The organism is Streptomyces sp. B1866 (genome assembly GCF_031932565.1).
Lineage (GTDB): Bacteria > Actinomycetota > Actinomycetes > Streptomycetales > Streptomycetaceae > Streptomyces.
Window position 1 is genome coordinate 1 of record NZ_JAVSCF010000041.1, and the last position, 15,059, is coordinate 15,059.

Annotated in this window: 14 protein-coding genes; 2 read left to right on the forward strand and 12 right to left on the reverse strand. The window is 76.1% G+C overall.

The window, feature by feature from the left end; translation table 11 throughout:
• Positions 1–1,401: caspase family protein (locus RKE29_RS08890; RefSeq protein ID WP_312004544.1), on the reverse strand; the 1,401-nt coding region annotated here is incomplete at its 3' end.
• Complete coding sequence (locus RKE29_RS08895; protein WP_312004545.1) at positions 1,377–1,862, reverse strand: hypothetical protein; 486 nt, start codon at positions 1,860–1,862, stop codon at positions 1,377–1,379. The genes RKE29_RS08895 and RKE29_RS08890, both read right to left, overlap by 25 nt.
• 194 nt (positions 1,863–2,056) lie before the next feature.
• Here RKE29_RS08895 and RKE29_RS08900 point away from each other — a divergent pair, with 194 nt between their 5' ends.
• Positions 2,057–2,335, forward strand: coding sequence for a type II toxin-antitoxin system prevent-host-death family antitoxin (locus tag RKE29_RS08900; protein ID WP_312004546.1), 279 nt, complete (start codon positions 2,057–2,059; stop codon positions 2,333–2,335).
• A complete protein-coding gene (locus tag RKE29_RS08905) occupies positions 2,328–2,732 on the forward strand; it encodes a type II toxin-antitoxin system VapC family toxin (protein WP_312004547.1) in 405 nt (134 codons plus the stop codon). Before RKE29_RS08900 ends, RKE29_RS08905 begins: the two co-directional genes overlap by 8 nt.
• A gap of 291 nt (positions 2,733–3,023) precedes the next feature.
• Here the strand turns inward: RKE29_RS08905 and RKE29_RS08910 are convergent, their stop codons facing one another.
• The 10 genes from RKE29_RS08910 to RKE29_RS08955 all read right to left on the reverse strand — a co-directional run bounded on the left by RKE29_RS08910 (position 3,024) and on the right by RKE29_RS08955 (position 15,032).
• Positions 3,024–4,238: a helix-turn-helix transcriptional regulator gene (locus RKE29_RS08910; protein WP_312004548.1), complete on the reverse strand. Its 1,215-nt coding sequence runs from the start codon at positions 4,236–4,238 to the stop codon at positions 3,024–3,026.
• Positions 4,239–4,505: 267 nt separating this feature from the next.
• Positions 4,506–6,050 carry an ATP-binding cassette domain-containing protein gene (locus tag RKE29_RS08915; protein ID WP_312004549.1) on the reverse strand — a complete coding sequence of 515 codons (1,545 nt, stop codon included), beginning with the start codon at positions 6,048–6,050 and terminating at the stop codon, positions 4,506–4,508.
• Positions 6,047–6,844 carry an ABC transporter permease subunit gene (locus tag RKE29_RS08920; protein WP_312004572.1) on the reverse strand — a complete coding sequence of 266 codons (798 nt, stop codon included), beginning with the start codon at positions 6,842–6,844 and terminating at the stop codon, positions 6,047–6,049. The genes RKE29_RS08915 and RKE29_RS08920 overlap by 4 nt, the downstream gene beginning before the upstream one ends.
• Before the next feature lie 113 nt (positions 6,845–6,957).
• Entirely contained in the window at positions 6,958–7,911 is a 954-nt protein-coding gene (locus RKE29_RS08925) for an ABC transporter permease (protein ID WP_312004550.1), read from the reverse strand.
• The gene (locus RKE29_RS08930; protein WP_312004551.1) at positions 7,908–9,536 is read right to left on the reverse strand and encodes an ABC transporter substrate-binding protein; all 1,629 of its coding nucleotides are present in this window, start codon (positions 9,534–9,536) and stop codon (positions 7,908–7,910) included. Before RKE29_RS08930 ends, RKE29_RS08925 begins: the two co-directional genes overlap by 4 nt.
• Before the next feature lie 346 nt (positions 9,537–9,882).
• Complete coding sequence (locus tag RKE29_RS08935) at positions 9,883–10,713, reverse strand: class I SAM-dependent methyltransferase (RefSeq protein ID WP_312004552.1); 831 nt, start codon at positions 10,711–10,713, stop codon at positions 9,883–9,885.
• The gene (locus tag RKE29_RS08940; RefSeq protein WP_312004573.1) at positions 10,710–11,969 is read right to left on the reverse strand and encodes an MFS transporter; all 1,260 of its coding nucleotides are present in this window, start codon (positions 11,967–11,969) and stop codon (positions 10,710–10,712) included. The genes RKE29_RS08935 and RKE29_RS08940 overlap by 4 nt, the downstream gene beginning before the upstream one ends.
• A 14-nt stretch (positions 11,970–11,983) precedes the next feature.
• On the reverse strand, positions 11,984–13,165 hold the full coding sequence (locus RKE29_RS08945) for a dipeptide epimerase (RefSeq protein ID WP_312004553.1): 1,182 nt from the start codon (positions 13,163–13,165) through the stop codon (positions 11,984–11,986).
• A complete protein-coding gene (locus RKE29_RS08950; RefSeq protein ID WP_312004554.1) occupies positions 13,162–14,247 on the reverse strand; it encodes a PLP-dependent cysteine synthase family protein in 1,086 nt (361 codons plus the stop codon). The genes RKE29_RS08945 and RKE29_RS08950 overlap by 4 nt, the downstream gene beginning before the upstream one ends.
• Positions 14,244–15,032: a hypothetical protein gene (locus tag RKE29_RS08955; protein WP_312004575.1), complete on the reverse strand. Its 789-nt coding sequence runs from the start codon at positions 15,030–15,032 to the stop codon at positions 14,244–14,246. Before RKE29_RS08955 ends, RKE29_RS08950 begins: the two co-directional genes overlap by 4 nt.
• Positions 15,033–15,059: the final 27 nt, after the last annotated feature.

Here is a 15,059-nt window from a genome sequence, read left to right on the forward strand (position 1 = left end):
GGGCGCGGCCGGGGGCGCGGCGCCGGGAGCGGCGGGGCTCCCAGCGGGCCCGGGCGCCCCGGCCGCCGCAGACTCCGAAGCCGCCGGAGCCGCCGGAGCGGCGGGAGCCGCCGAAGCGGCCGGGCCCGCCGCCGTCCCCTCCGGCTCCACGGCGGGCAGCACCTCGGCCTCCACGCGCACCACCGACTCCCCCACGACCCCCTTCAGCACGATGTCGCCGCTCAGCCGCCCCGCGCTTGAGGTGTCCACGGACACGTCGAGACCGTCGGACGACTCCACCGCCCGCAGCCAGTCCCGCTTGGGGTGCGGTGCGCAGCTGCGCGCCAGCGGCGGGCCGAGCAGCCGCACGGAGCCGTGCGGTGAGGGCGCGTGCTGGCGCACCGGCTCCAGGCGCAGGGTGGACGGGTACGGGTTGACGCGGACCTCGCTCAGCGCGCGGGCGGCCTCGTCCGCGACCGCGTGGATGTCGTGGCGGGCCATCTCCTCCAGCGCCTCGCGGGCGCCGGCGGCGATGGACAGGTCGGTGTTCTCCATACGGGTGCGCAGTTCGGTGATGGCGCCGCGCCGGGTGTAGATGTCGCCGCTGTGCATCGCCGCCCGTACGTCGTCGGGGACGGGCGCCGGGGTGATGCGGCGCCGGTAGCTGCGGGCGAGGTAGAGGTCGCCCTGCATGTCGACGCTGCGGCTGGGGGTCTGGCCGGGGTTCTCCTGGCGGACCCGGTCGTAGACGTACTCGTACAGCTCGTCCAGCGAGATCCGGCCGTCCTCGTCCAGGTCCGCGTCGCCGGTGGACAGGCCGGTGACCAGGGCGCCGGTGAAGACGGACGGGCGAGGCGCCGCGTCGTCGGCGAGCTTCGTCCCCTCGAAGGCGTACTCCATGGCGTTGGAGGCGGTGATGACGGCCCAGCCGCGCCCGCCGCCCAGCTTCTCGCCGGAGAAGGACTCCAGGACGTTGATGTCCCCGGCCGCGCGGGCGGTGGCGCCCTGCGGGAAGGCGCCGCCGTAGCAGCAGTCCAGGAACAGGGCGATGCTGCGGGCCCGGGTGACCGACATGCACCGGCGTACGAAGCTGGCGGGGACGGCCGTCGAGGCCAGCCGCCGGGGGAGGGTGTTGGCCGCGGCGAAGTACAGCTCGCCGGACTCGCTCTTCAGCCCGTGGCAGGAGAAGTGCACCACCAGGGTGTCGCCGGGGCGGCGGTCGGAGAAGAAGTCGTCGACGCGCATGGAGATGACGTGCGACGGCTCGTTCCGTACCACCTGTACGTCGAAGTCGCCGATGCGCGGGTCGCCCAGGACGTCGGCGAGGGCGACGGCGTCCTGGGCGGGCGCGACGAGCTTGCGCAGGCCCTCGTCCTGGTAGTTGTCGTTGGCGACGATCAGCGCGTGCCGGGACTCGTCCATGACTCCGCCTCGGAACGTGCCTGCGCGGCTTCACCAGCCTGCGCGGCTTCACCAGCCTGCGCGGCCTCGCCGGAACCGTCAGCGGAATGCCGCTGGACGAACAGCTCGAAGGCGTCCGAGACCTGGTCCGGCCGGGCCTCGGAGATCTCCAGCACGTCGCCGTCCATGGCCAGCCGCAGCGTGGGGCGGGACTCCCGGCACCGGCCCAGCCAGCCGCGTACGACCGCGATCACGTCGCGCAGCGCGGTGGCGGACTGGCCGAGGCACACCATGAGCGCGCCGATCTCCACGGCCCCCACCACGCGCGCACCGGGCGGCACCTCGTCCGCGGGTACGGGGACAGGGGCGACGTCGTCCACGTCGAGGCGCAGCAGCTCCTGGCGGAGGTAGCAGGTCAGCTCGTCGAGCCGACCGGGGTCGGCCTCCTCGCCGGAGAGCTGTATCCGGAGCTGGCTGTCCACGGGACTGCCCCTTCCACCGGGGGCGGCGCGGCGGAGACCGCGTCCCTTATGTCCCAGTCTGGCCGCCTTGCGGTGCGGTCGCAAGCAGCGCCCCAGCCTGCCGCGGTCGCCAACCGGGCGGGGCGGCGACCCGCGGACCGCTCGCGCACACCCGATTCGTAGCCCACCGGGACACACCTCGCTACAATGGTTTCGTGAAGATCATCACTCAGCGCGAGTTCCGCAACAACTCCGCTGCCGTCATGGATGCCGTCGAGGCCGGAGAGACGTACCACATCACTCGCAACGGCACCGAGGTGGCCGAGTTGCGCCCGCTGCGCCGCAGGCGCGGGCTGAGCGCGGAGGAGCTGGTGGCGCGGCACCGCGGCCTGCCGCACGTGGACCACGCCCGCATGCGGCAGGAAGCCGACGAGTTCTTCGGCGCGGAGGACCGCGCCGGCGAAGACGACCCCTGGGACCGCGCCCGTGGCTGACCGTCCCCGGTCCGGCGTGCTCGACACCTGCGCGTACATCGACCTGGGCCTTCTCGACCCCGCCGGTCTTCCGGCGCTCCCCGAGCTCACCGCCGTCACCCTGGCGGAACTGCACCAGGGCGTCGCCATGGCCAAGGACCCCGCCGTCCGGGCCGCGCGCATGGAGAAGCTGGGCGCGGCCGTCGCGGACTTCGACCCGCTGCCCTTCGACGCCGCGGCGGCGGCCCGGTACGGCACGCTCGTCACGCTGACTCTCGCCGCCCGCCGCGATCCGCGCCCCCGCAGGCTGGGCCTGATGATCGCCGCCATCACCTCCGTCCGGGGCCTGCCGCTGTTCACCCGCAACGCGGACGATTTCAAGGGGCTGCACGACGCCGTGACCGTCGTGGCCGTCTGATCCCCGGCGAGCGGACCGCCGGCCTCGGAGCCGCGCCGGGCCCGGCGCGGTCGCGGGAAGCGGATACTTGCATTGATGCAAGTTTCTTCGAAGAAACTTGCATCAATGCAAGTGTTCTGGGTCACACGGACAGCTCCCAGGGAGACCCGGCCCGGCGGCCCCGCCCGGCGCGGAATCCTCGGACGCACCGGTGGCACGGACAGGACCGGCACCGCGCTGGTCGGCGGGCTCCAGGCGCTCGCAAGGGCCTCAGCCAGCCGCTCGACCGAGTGAAGGGGCTTCAGCGCTCCGTCAACCGACGCCGCACCACCGGGCGTACTCCCGCAGCTCGTCCGAGGCGCGCGCCCGCGCGCGCAGCATCGTCGCCACGGCCTCGTGCACGTACGGATCACATCGCGTCTGCTGAGGCGCCGCCGTCCGTGCTTTCTGGAGCGACCTCATGGCGTCGGTGTGGTCCGCGGTCCACACGGCAGACCGTGCCCGGTTGGCCCAGTAGTGGGCCACGTGCGCCACCCCCGGGTGCCCCTCCGGCACCCGCACCGCCCGCGCGCGCTCCACCGCGAGGTCGTGCTCGTTGCGGTCCCCCGCCGACGAAACGCCCACGAGTCCCACGTAGAACGGTCCGAAGCCGAGCCCGAAACTCTGGGTCTCGCCGAGTTCGCCCGCGATCCCCCGCGCCTCCTCCCAGCGCGCGTTCGACTCGTCCCCGTCCCCGCGCCCGGACGCCAGGATCGCGGCCTTGAGGTGAAGGGTGCCGACGACCGCGCGGGTCGCCGGATCCGAGCCTGCCGGAAGGTCACGCAGCGCCAGCTCGGCCAGGCGCATACCGGTGTCCGCGTGCCCGCCGTCCAGAGCGAGCTGACCGCGCAGCACCCGTTCCACCGCGACCCAGCGCGGATCCTCACCGCGTGCGGCCGCGTGCTCCATACGGGTCAGGGCCAGCCGGGCCAGGTCGATGTATCCGAGCCGGTAGGCGACCACCTCGGCGGTATGGGCGACCTCGGCCTGCATCCACCGGACTCGGTCCCGGTCCCCTGGGGAGGTGAGGACTTCCGCGGCGTGGGCCAGCTCGCGGATCAGGCCGGGCAGCGTGTCGGTCAGAGGCAGGAGCGCGGCGTTGACGCGCTGCCGCCGAGCGGCCATCACCGCCTCGTACAGAGCGGGCAGCGCGCGGGGAGGCGGTCCGTCCGCCTCCGGCGGTGCGTCCCACAAGCTGAGCGTGTTGCCCAGTGGTGCGATCAGGGCGTCGAGCTGGTCGTGCTGGAGCTGCTTGAGGTAGGGCTGCCCGCGCAGCAGGGCGACGCTGACCCGTAAGGCCCGCGCGACCGACCCGATCAGCCGTTCACTCGGGGCGCGGTCGCCCTTCTCGATACCGCACAGCATCGAGGCCGAGCAGTGGGCGAGGTGGCCCAGCTCCCTGAGCGACAGGTTGCGGAGCAGCCGCTGTTCCCTGATCCGCGCTCCCACCGTTCCGGGTTTCGGCGGCGTGCCGTGGCCGTCTGTCATGATGACTCCGATCAGACTTCGACACTCGAAACAGTACCCGCGGCAATCCGCCAACTCCCCCCGGCAGCCACCGGTTTCACCCGCCCGAGGAGCGCGGCAGTCCCGGTGGCCTCCCTGGCGTGCGGCCCTGGTCCTCGCCGCGACGGCGGCGTGATGCGCACAGCGGCGGCGAACGCCCCGTGCCCGTACGCGCAACAGCGCGGTCTCCACAGTCCGCGTCGGGTCCGCCCGGCCCCGCCGACCGGCCCGGCCTGACCCCGCCCCCGCTCACCTCCGCCCCGCCGCGCCCGCCAGCTCCGCCGACGCCGCCACCAGTGAGGCGGTGAACGGGTGGCGGGGTGCGGTGAGGACCTGCCGGGCCGGGCCCTGCTCGACCAGTTCGCCCGCGTCCAGTACGGCGACGCGGTCGGCCAGCGCCGCCGTGTCCAGGTCGTGCGTGATCAGCACCAGGGACAGGTCGGGGCGGTCGCGCGGCAGCGCGGTCAGCAGGTCCAGGATGCCGCGCCGGGTGACCGTGTCCAGGCCGGAGGTCACCTCGTCGCAGATCAGCACGCGCGGGCGGGCGAGCAGGGCCCGCGCGAGCGCCGCCCGTTGCAGTTCGCCGCCGGACAGCCCCGCCGGGCGGCGGCCCGCCGTCTCCCCGGGCAGGCCCAGCGCGGCCAGCGTGCGGTCCGCCTCGGCCAGGGCCGCGTCCGGGGCCGCGCCGCGCAGCCGTACGGCCGTACGGGCCACCTGGTCGCGCACCGGGCGGTGCTCGTCGAAGGCGGCCCGCGCGTCCTGGAACACGTACTGCACGGCGGCGAGCTGCGCGCGGGTGCGGGTCCGCAGGGTGCGCGGCAGCGGGTCGCCGTCGAGCAGCACCGCGCCCGCGTGGTCGCGGTGCAGCCCGGCCAGGCAGCGGGCCAGGGTGGTCTTGCCGCTGCCGGAGCGGCCGACCACCGCCAGGCACTCGCCCGCCCGCAGGGCCAGGGCATCGGCGCGCAGCACGGTCGTACGGCCGTGGCGGGCCGTCAGGGCGCGTACGTCCAGAGTGGGGCGGGCGCCGGGGGCGGGTGGCTGCGGCTGCCCCGTCGGCTCGGGCCGGTCGGGCCGCTCCGCCAGGAGTTCCCGCGTCCACGGGTGGCGCGGCGCCCGCCACACCTCCTGCGCGGGGCCCGACTCCACCACCCGCCCGTCGCGCAGCACCACCAGCTCGTCCGCCACCGCCCGCACCACGTCCAGGTCGTGGCTGAGCAGGACCACGGCGATGCCCTGCCGGGCCACCGCCGCGAACCGGTCGGCCACCCGCCGCTTCGTCAGCGCGTCCTGACCTGTCGTCGGCTCGTCCGCGACCACCACCGCGGCGCCCAGCAGCAGGGCCTGCGCCAGCACGACACGCTGCTGCTGCCCGCCCGAGAGCTGGTGCGGGTAGCGGTCCAGCAGCGCCTCGCCCTCCGGGAGCTGGGCCAGCGCCAGGGCCTCGGCCACCCGCTGCCGGGCGGCGGCCCGGCGCTCGGGCCGGGGCAGGTGCCGTACGCGCGTGCGGGCGATGTCGCGCAGCAGGGCGCCCACCCGGCGCGCGGGGTTGAGGACCGCGCCGGGGTGCTGGGGTACGTACCCGACGAGCCCGGACGCCACCGTCACCCGGCCGGTGACCCGCGCGCCGGGCGGGTACTCGCCGAGCAGCGCGAGACCCGTGGTGGTCTTGCCGCTGCCGGACGCGCCGACCAGCGCGGTGATCCGCCCGGGCCGGGCGCGCAGGCTGACGCCGTCGACCAGGGCCCGGCCGCCGACCGCCACGCGCAGGTCCTCGATCTCCGCGGCCGCGTTCACGTACGACTCCCCCGTTTCCGTTCCAGCGTCTTCCGTTCCAGCGTCTTCCGTTCCAGTGCCGCGTCGAAGAGCAGGTTGGCGCCCATGGTCAGGGCCACGATCAGCAGCGCGGGCACCACCACGGCCCACGGCTGCACGAACAGGCCCGTGCGGTTGCGGTCCACCATCACCGCCCAGTCGGCGGCGTCCGGCGCGACCCCGACGCCGAGGAACGCCGCCGTGGACACCAGGTACAGCACGCCCGTCAGCCGCACGCCCGCGTCGGCGGCCAGCGTGCGGGTCAGCGACCTGCCGACGTACCCGACGGCGACGCGCCACCAGCTCTCGCCCTGCATGCGCAGCGCCTCCACGGCCGGGCGGGCGGCGGCCTCGGTCGCCGCGGCCCGTACGATCCGTGCCGCGTCGGGCACGTTGACGAGCGCGACCAGCAGGGCCAGCGCCGTGGCGTCCGGCGAGAAGACGGCGGCCACCAGCAGGATCGTCAGCAGCGACGGCACGGCCAGCAGCACGTCCAGCGGCCGCATCAGCAGCTCCTCCAGCCAGGGCCGGTGCGTCAGCGCGGCGGCCAGGCCCAGCGGCAGGGCCACCAGGTAGGCCAGGGCCGTCGCGGCGAGCGCGGTGAGCACCACCGGGCGGCCGCCGAGCAGCACCTGGCGCCACACGTCCCGGCCGACGAAGTCGGTGCCGAGCCAGTGCCCGCCGCCCTCGGTGAAGGAGGCGGCGCGCGGGCCGGGGCCTGGCGCGAACAGCGGGCCGAGCAGGGCCAGCGCGAGCGGTACGGCGACGATCAGCAGGCCGAGCGCGAAGCGGGCCCGGGTGGGGCGGGCCTGGGCGGGGCTGGTCCGGGTGGGCCCGGCCTGCCCGCCCTCGCCGCGTCCGAACCGTACCCACGCGCGGGACGGCGTTTTCACGCGGCCACCTCCCCGCGCGGCGCCAGCCGCCGCGCCACCAGGTCGGCGCCCAGGTTGAGCACCACGGCGGTCAGCGCGAAGACCACGGCCAGGCCCTGCACCACCGGCACGTCCCGCTCGGCGACCGCGTTGATCAGGACCGTGCCCAGGCCCGGTATGACGAACAGCGCCTCCACGACCACCACCCCGCACAGCAGCCAGTCGACGGTGCGGGCGAGCTGCTGGGCGGCGGGCGCGAGCGCGTTCGGCAGGGCGTGCGCGTACCGTACGCGGCGGCCGGACAGGCCGCAGCGGCGCGCGTGGGCCGCGTACGGCGCGTCCAGCGCGTCGATCATGCCCGCGCGCACCAGGCGGGACAGCGAGCACACCGGCCGGGACAGCAGCACCACCACCGGCAGCACGAGCACGGCCGGGTGGCCGAGCAGGTCGGTGCCGTAGCCGACGGCGGTGGGCGGCAGCCAGCCCAGGCGCAGCGCGAACAGCGTGCTCAGCAGCACCCCGAGGGCGAACTCCGGCACCGCGTACACGCCCAGGGTGATCCCGCTGACCGCCCGGTCCACCGCCCGCCCCGCGTACCGCGCGGCCAGCACGCCGAGCCCGACGCCGACCGGCACCAGCAGCGCCACGGTCAGGGCGGCGAGCAGCAGGGTCGGCCCGTAGCCGTCGGCGAGGTACGTGCTGACGGGCCGCCCGGACACCAGGGAGGTGCCGAAGTCGCCGCGCGGCAGACCGGACACCCAGTCCCAGAACCGCTCGTGGGCAGGCCGGTCCAGGCCCATGGCCTCCCGGATGGCGGCGATCCGCGCCGGGTCGGGCTGGTCGCCCGCGGCGGCGACGGCGGCGTCGCCCGGCAGCGCCTCGGTGAGGGCGAAGACCAGCAGCACGACGGCCGCGGTCTGCCCCACGCCGAGCAGCAGCCGCCGGGCGAGCCAGGAGCGCAGTGGCGTCACGCCAGCCACACCGTGTCGAAACGCGCCCAGTCCAGGGTGTTGGCGGGCGCGTCGGCCGCCACGCCGCGCACCTTCTGGGCCGTACCGAGAATCCAGTCGCCGAAGCCCCACACCAGGAACCCGCCCTCGGCGTACAGGCGGCGCTGCATCCGCTGGAACAGGCCCGCGCGGGCGGCCGGGTCGGCGGTGGACTGGGCCTGCTGGTAGAGGGCGTCGAAGTCCTTGTGCCGCCAGTGGGTGGCGTTGGTGGTGGAGTCGGTGAGCAGGCGCTGGGAGATATGCGACTCGATGGGCATGGCGCCGGAGCGGTAGCAGCACAGGGTGCCGGAGTCGAGGACGTCCTTCCAGTACGTGTCCTTGCTGCCGGTGCGCACCTTCAGGGTGACCCCGGCCTTGGCCGCCTGGTCGCGGAAGATCACGGCGGCCTCGGTGAACCCGGCGGCGACGGCCGAGGTGTCGAGTGTGGTGGTCAGCTTCTCGGCCCCGGCCCGCTTGAGCAGGTGGCGGGCGCGGTCGAGGTCCTGGGCGCGCTGCGGCAGGTCGTCGGCGTAGTACTGGTAGCCCTTGCCGAACAGGTCGTTGCCGACCACCCCGGCCCCGGACAGGGCGCCGTCGACCAGCTCCTGGCGGTCGGCGATCAGGAAGAACGCCTCCCGCACCCGCTTGTCGTCGAACGGCGGCCGGTCGGTCTTCATCGCGAACGCCTGCATGGCGCTGTTGCGCAGCCGCACGATGCGCACCTGGCCGGACTTCTCGTGCGCGCGGGCGGTGGTCGGGTTCAGCTCGTGGGCGTACTCGATCTGGCCGCCGAGCAGCGCGTTGATCCGCGCGGACTCCTCGTTGGCGACGACGAACTCCAGCCCGTCCAGGTGCGGCGCGCCGTCCCAGTAGTCGTCGTTGCGCTTGAGGACCGTGGAGCGGCCCGGGGCGAAGGACACGAAGCGGAACGGGCCGCTGCCGACCGGCGCCCTGTCGAAGTCCGTCGCGCCCTCGGGGACGATGTACGCGCCGAAGGCGGCCAGTACGTTCGGGAACTCGGCGGTGGGCCGCTTCAGCACGAACTCCACGGTCCTGGGGTTCACGGCGCGGCTGGCGGCGAGGTCGATCGGCTCCAGGGACGCCTTGGCGCGGAACGCCTTCTCGGGGTCGGCGATGCGGCGGTAGCTGTAGAGCACGTCGGCGGCGGTCACCGGTCTGCCGTCGTGGAAGGCGGCCTTGCGGAGGGTCACCGTCCAGCGGTCGAGCTTCTTGTTCGCCTCCCAGGAGGCGGCCAGGCGGGGGCGGGCGGCCAGGTCGGAGCCGTAGTCGGCGAGCTTGTCGAACAGGGCCTTGGCGCGCGCGGCGTCGGCGAACAGGTTGCCCAGGTGCGGGTCCAGCGTCTCGCTGGCCCCGCCCCCGGCGAACGCGGCCCGCAGCCGCCCGCCGCGCTTGGGCCTGCCGCCGTCGCCCTCCACCGTGCCGGAGGAGCCGCCGGAGCACCCGGCGAGGGTGACCGCCCCGGCGGCGGCCAGACCACCGGTGACGGCGAGGAACCCGCGGCGGCGGAGGGCGGGGAAGCGGGGGCCGGGAGCGGCGGGAGCGGCGGGGGTGCCGGAGGCGTCAGGGTTGGGGACGTGGTCGTGCATGTGCGGTGTCCTTGCGTCGGGTGAGCGGTTGACGACGTGGGGGGTGGGGGTTTTCAGGCGCCCGGGGGTTCAGGTTCAGGGGCGCGCCGCCGGAGCGGACCGGGGCACGGCCTGGGCCGGGGCAGGGGCGCAGCCCCGAGCGGGCTCGCAGGGGCGCAGCCCCGCACGGGGCCCGGGGACGGAGCCCCTGGACCGGGGCCCGGGCGCAGCACCGCGCGGCGCCAGGGGCGCAACCCCACGCGGGGACCAGGGGCGTAGCCCCGGGCCGGGTCGCAGGGGCAGAGCCCCTGAGCGGGGGGACGGGGGCGGAGCCCCCGGGATCGGGTAGGGGCGGGGAGGGGAAACGTCACGCCGCACCCCCCGCCCGCGCCACCACATGCAGCCGGTCCCCGTCCGCCGTGGCGGCGGGCGCGTCGCCCTCCCGCCACGGCGGCGACGTGCGCGGCCCCGGCCCGTCGTACAGCCCCAGCACCTCGAAGCCGTGCCCGGCCAGCAGCCCCCGCAGCTCCTGCGGGAACAGCAGCCGCCACGCCGAGTGCTGGACGACGGGACCGGAGCTGTCGCCGTCGAGCGTCCACACGCGCGTGCGGCGCAGCAGTTGCGCGGCCCGGTCCACCCGCAGCGTCGTCACCGACCGGTAGGTGACGCCCTCCCAGGTGAAGGCCGCCCGCGCGGGCGCGTCGAGCAGGTCCGTACGGCCCAGGAAGTACGCCCCGTTGCGCATCTCGGCGACGAGCAGCCCGCCCGGGGCCAGGGCCCGGCGGCAGGCGGCCAGGCAGCCGTGCAGGTCCTCGTTGGTGTGGCAGTACAGCAGCGCGCTGTCCAGGCACACGACCGCGTCGAAGCACCCGTCGCCCACAGAGAACGACCGCAGGTCGGCGGGTACGTACCGGGGCCCGGGGTGGTGCTCGCGCGCGTGGGCGAGCATCGCCTCGGACAGGTCGGCGCCCACCACCGCCCGCCCGGCCGCGTGCAGGTGCGCCGCGTCGCGGCCGGTGCCGCAGCCCAGGTCCAGCACGCGCGGGCCGGGGGCGCCGTACCGCCGCAGGCAGTCCTCGGCCCAGCGGCCCGCGAGCCGTTCGGGGTCGGGGAAGCGGGCCTCGTACAGGGCCGGGTGGTCGGTGAGGAGGTTTCCGGCGGCCTGACGGACGTGCGTGCGGACACGGTTCTCGCTCATGCCGCCACCCCCACCGCGCCGGTCTCGGCGGCCGCCCGCGCGGGCAGCGCCCGCAGCCGGTGCAGCCACGCCACGCCCGCCGCCGACGCCAGCCCGAAGACCAGGCAGCACGCCCACGGCAGCCACGGCGCGCCCGCCCGGCCGCCCGCGTCCATGGCCCAGCCGACGGCCGCGTTGCCGACCGCCGCCGCCACGCCCGAGACGACGTAGAACAGGCCGAAGTACGTGCCGGTCAGCTGCGGGCGGCCGAAGTCGGGGATCAGCTCCATCACGAACGGCTGGGCGACCATGACGCCCACGTACAGCAGCAGCGCCCCGCCCAGGACGGGCAGCGCGTACGCCACGGCCTCCCAGAAGCCCCGGTCCTGGTCCCCGGCCGCCGTGCCCGCGACCGCCATCGGCGGTACGAACGCGAGGCCCATCAGCGCCAGGCCCGCGCTGATCCAGCCGCCCCGGCTGCCGCGTGCCGCCAGCACGCGCGTGACGCGCAGTTGGAGGCCGAGGTTGGCGAGGGTGCCGACGAGGAAGACGGCCCCGGCCGCGCCGTCCCAGCCGGTGGCGTGCCGGGCGCCGTCCGGCAGCAGCAGGTACAGCTGGTTCTCCATGGTGAACATGCCGACCATGGCGAGCGCGAAGGCGACGAAGCGGCGGTTGCCGACGGCCTCGCGCCAGTCGGCGGCGACGCTGTTCCCGGACGGCGCGACCGGGCGCGCCGGGAGCACGGCGACCTGCGCCAGGGTGAGCGCCGCGAAGACGCCCGCCGCGCACAGGGCCGACGCCCGGAAGCCGACCAGCAGCAGCGCGCTGCCCAGCAGCGGCCCGACCAGCGCGCCGACCGTGGCGAAGACGTTGAACAGGGCGAACGCCTCCGCCTTCCGCTCGCCCGCCTCCTGGGCCACGTACGCGCGTACGGCCGGGTTGAACAGCGCGCCCGCCAGGCCGCTGAGCACCGAGGCGGCCAGCAGCACCGGCAGCCCGTCGCCGAGCGCGAACAGCCCGAAGCCGACCGTCCGCAGCCCGCACCCGGCGATGATGACGCCCCGCGCGCCCAGCCGGTCGGCGGCCGACCCGCCGATGAGGAACAGGCCCTGCTGGCTGAGGTTGCGCACGCCGAGCACGACGCCGACGACGGCGGCCGACATGCCGAGGTCGTCGGTCAGGTGCACGGCGAGGTAGGGGATGAGGAGGTAGAAACCGGTGTTGACGCCGAGCTGGTTGACCAGCAGGAGGCGGATCGCGAGCGGGAAGCCGCGCATCGCGCGCAGGGTGTTCACGGTTGAGTCTCCTGGTTCGGGCGGGGGTCGTCGCGGGCGTCGCGGCCGTCCCCCCGGGCGGCTTCCCCGCCGTCCCCGGGGCCGGACTCCCGGCCGCCGTCCGGCCGGTCCTCCCGGCCGCCGCCGCCCGCGTGCGGACGGACGCCCAGGCCCGGGTCCGGTCCGGCCCGTACGGTCCCGTCCTGGCCGCCGATGCCCTCCCACGGGTCGTGGGCGAGCAGCAGGTGCCCGTCCAGGTCGGCCCAGCGGGCCCGGTCGGCCAGGTGCACGGCCGGGGCCAGGCCCAGCGTGCTGGCCGTCAGGCAGCCGAGCATCAGCTCGGTGCCGCTGCCCGCCAGCAGGTCGGCGATCCGCAGCGCCGCCGTCACGCCGCCGCACTTGGCGAGCTTGACGTTGACGCCCTGCACGCGCCCGGCCAGGCGGCGCGCGTCCGCGTAGCTCACCGCGTCCTCGTCGGCGATGACGGGCAACGGCGAGCGGGCGGCGAGGGCGGCCAGCGCCTCCGGGTCGCCGGGGGCGAGGGGCTGTTCGACGGCCTCCACGCCCAGGTCCGCGAAGCGCGGCAGCAGCGCGCGGGCCTGGCGCGCGGTCCACGCGCCGTTCGGGTCGAGCAGCAGCCGCGCGCGGGGCGCGGCGGCGCGTACCGCCGTCACGCGCGTGACGTCGTCCTCCGGGTCGGCCGTCCCGGCCTTGATCTTCAGCAGGGCGAACCCGGCCCGCGCGAGCCGCCCGGCCTCGGCGGCCGCCCGCTCGGGCGAGGTGATGCCGATGGTGCGGGCGGTGGCGGCGGTGGGCGGCGCGAGGCCGCCCAGCAGCCGGTGGACGGGCAGGCCCGCGCGCTTGCCGACCAGGTCGAGCAGCGCGGACTCGACGGCGGCGGTCACGGCGGGCGGCGTGCCGTCGCCGGGCAGCTTCCCGGCGCGCAGCGCCTCCAGGGCCGTCTCGGGGGCCGTCTCCGGGTCGGTGAAGCGGCCCAGTTCCACGGCGGCCTCGCCGAGCAGTCGGCCGATGGTCGGCGCGTCCAGGCCGTAGTACGCGCTGGCGACGACCTCGCCGTGGCCGCGCACGCCCCGGTGCTCGACCGACAGCCAGACGGCGTCGCGCGCGGCCATGGTGGAGCGGGAGATGCGCAGCGGCTCGGCCAGGCGCAGCCGCACGGTGCGCTGACCGGCCCTCACCGCACGCCCCCTGACGTGCCGTCGGCCAGCGGGTCGGCGACCACCCGGCACCGCGCCCAGCCGGTGGCCTCCACGGCGCCCGGGTGCGGGATCTCCACGGGCCGGGTGGCGGCGGTGGCCGGGTCCAGGCCGTGGGCGGCGGCGTAGTCGTCGTCGTAGACCGTGTCGAGGTAGCGGTGCGGCCCGTCGGGGAAGACCGTGGCCACGACCGCGCCCGGGTGCACGCGCGCGGCCCACGCCGCGACCAGCGCCACCGCGCCCGTACTCCACCCGCCGCTGACGAACGCGCCCCGCGCGAGGCGGCGGCAGGCGTCGGCGGCCTCGGCCGGGCCGACCCAGTGCACCTCGTCGAACGCGTCGTAGGCGACGTTGCGCGGGTGGATGCTGCTGCCCAGGCCGCGCATCAGCCGGGGCCTGGCGGGCTGGCCGAAGATGGCCGAGCCGGTGGCGTCCACGCCGATCAGCCGCAGCCCGGGCCAGCGCCGCCGCAGCGGCCCGGCCAGGCCCGCGCTGTGCCCGCCGGTGCCCACGCTGCACACCAGCACGTCGAGGTGGTCGAGCTGGGCGGCCAGTTCGGCGGCGAGGGAGGCGTATCCGGCGCGGTTGTCGGGGTTGTTGTACTGGTCGGGCCAGTAGGCGCCGGGCAGGGTGGCGAGCAGCCTGCGCAGCCGCTCCAGCCGGGCGGCCTGCCAGCCGCCCTCCCGCGCGGGCCGGTCGACCAGTTCGAGCCGGGCGCCGTACGCGCGCAGCAGGCGCCGCATGGACGGCTCCAGCTCGGCGTCGCCGACCAGCACGACCGGGTGTCCGAGGGCCTGCCCGGCGAAGGCCAGGCCGATGCCGAGGGTGCCGGAGGTGGACTCCACGACGGGCGCGCCGGGCCGCAGTTCGCCGCGCTCCCGGCCGCCGAGCAGCATGGCGACGGCCGCGCGGGCCTTCATGCCGCCGACGCCGAGCCCTTCGAGCTTGGCCCAGAAGCCCGGGTGCGGGGAGGGCAGGTCGGCGGTGACGCGCGCCAGCGGCGTACGGCCGACGAGGTCGAGAAGGCCGGGGCTGCCGGAGGGTTTCAGCAGGGCGGTGGTCACAAGGCGCCTCCGGCGGGCCCGTAGCGGTACAGGACGCCCGGCCCGCCGTCCAGCCAGAAGAACGGGTACGGCTCGGCGCACACCGCGCTGACCCCCGCGCCGATCAGCCGGGGCAGCACCGCGCTGCCGGTCTGCGCGAACATCACCAGCGGCAGCTCGTGCCGCAGCGCGTGCTCGCGCAGCGGCTCGAACGTGCCGTTGCCGAGCGTCATGCCGGAGGCGAGGACCGCGTCGCAGCCGTCGGCGTGCGCGAGGGCGTCGGTGCGCACCGGCTCGCCCCACTCCGTCGTGCCGCCCTTGAGGTCGCAGGGCACGTACGTCAGCCCGCGCGCCCGCAGCGCCTCCAGCAGCGAGTTGACGACGCCGACGACCAGCACCCGGCCCGCCGCGAGGTCCAGCAGCTCCACGACGGCACGCGCGCGGGCGCGCGACTTCTCCAGCGAGGTCCCGGCGGGCAGCGGGCAGGGCAGGGCTCCGGAGGCGGGCCCGTGCGGCAGGACGTGCATGAGGTACGCGTCGAGGGCGGCCACCCGCACGGGCGGCAGCTCGTGGTCCAGCAGCCGGGCGACGTCCGCGCCGACGCAGTCCTCGACCGCGCCGTCCGGGAGCTGCCCCGGCTCGACCGCGCAGGAGCCGACGGCCTCGGCCAGCCGCAGGCTCAGCACCTCGTTGCGGTAGCCGGAGGCGCGCCCGGCGTGCCGGACGGCCTGCCGGGTGGTGAAGGCGACGGACACGCGCAGGGCGCGCGGGTCGGGCCCGAGGCGGCCGCGCCGGACCCGGTCCAGGAGATCGCCGTACGAGCGGCACGAGCC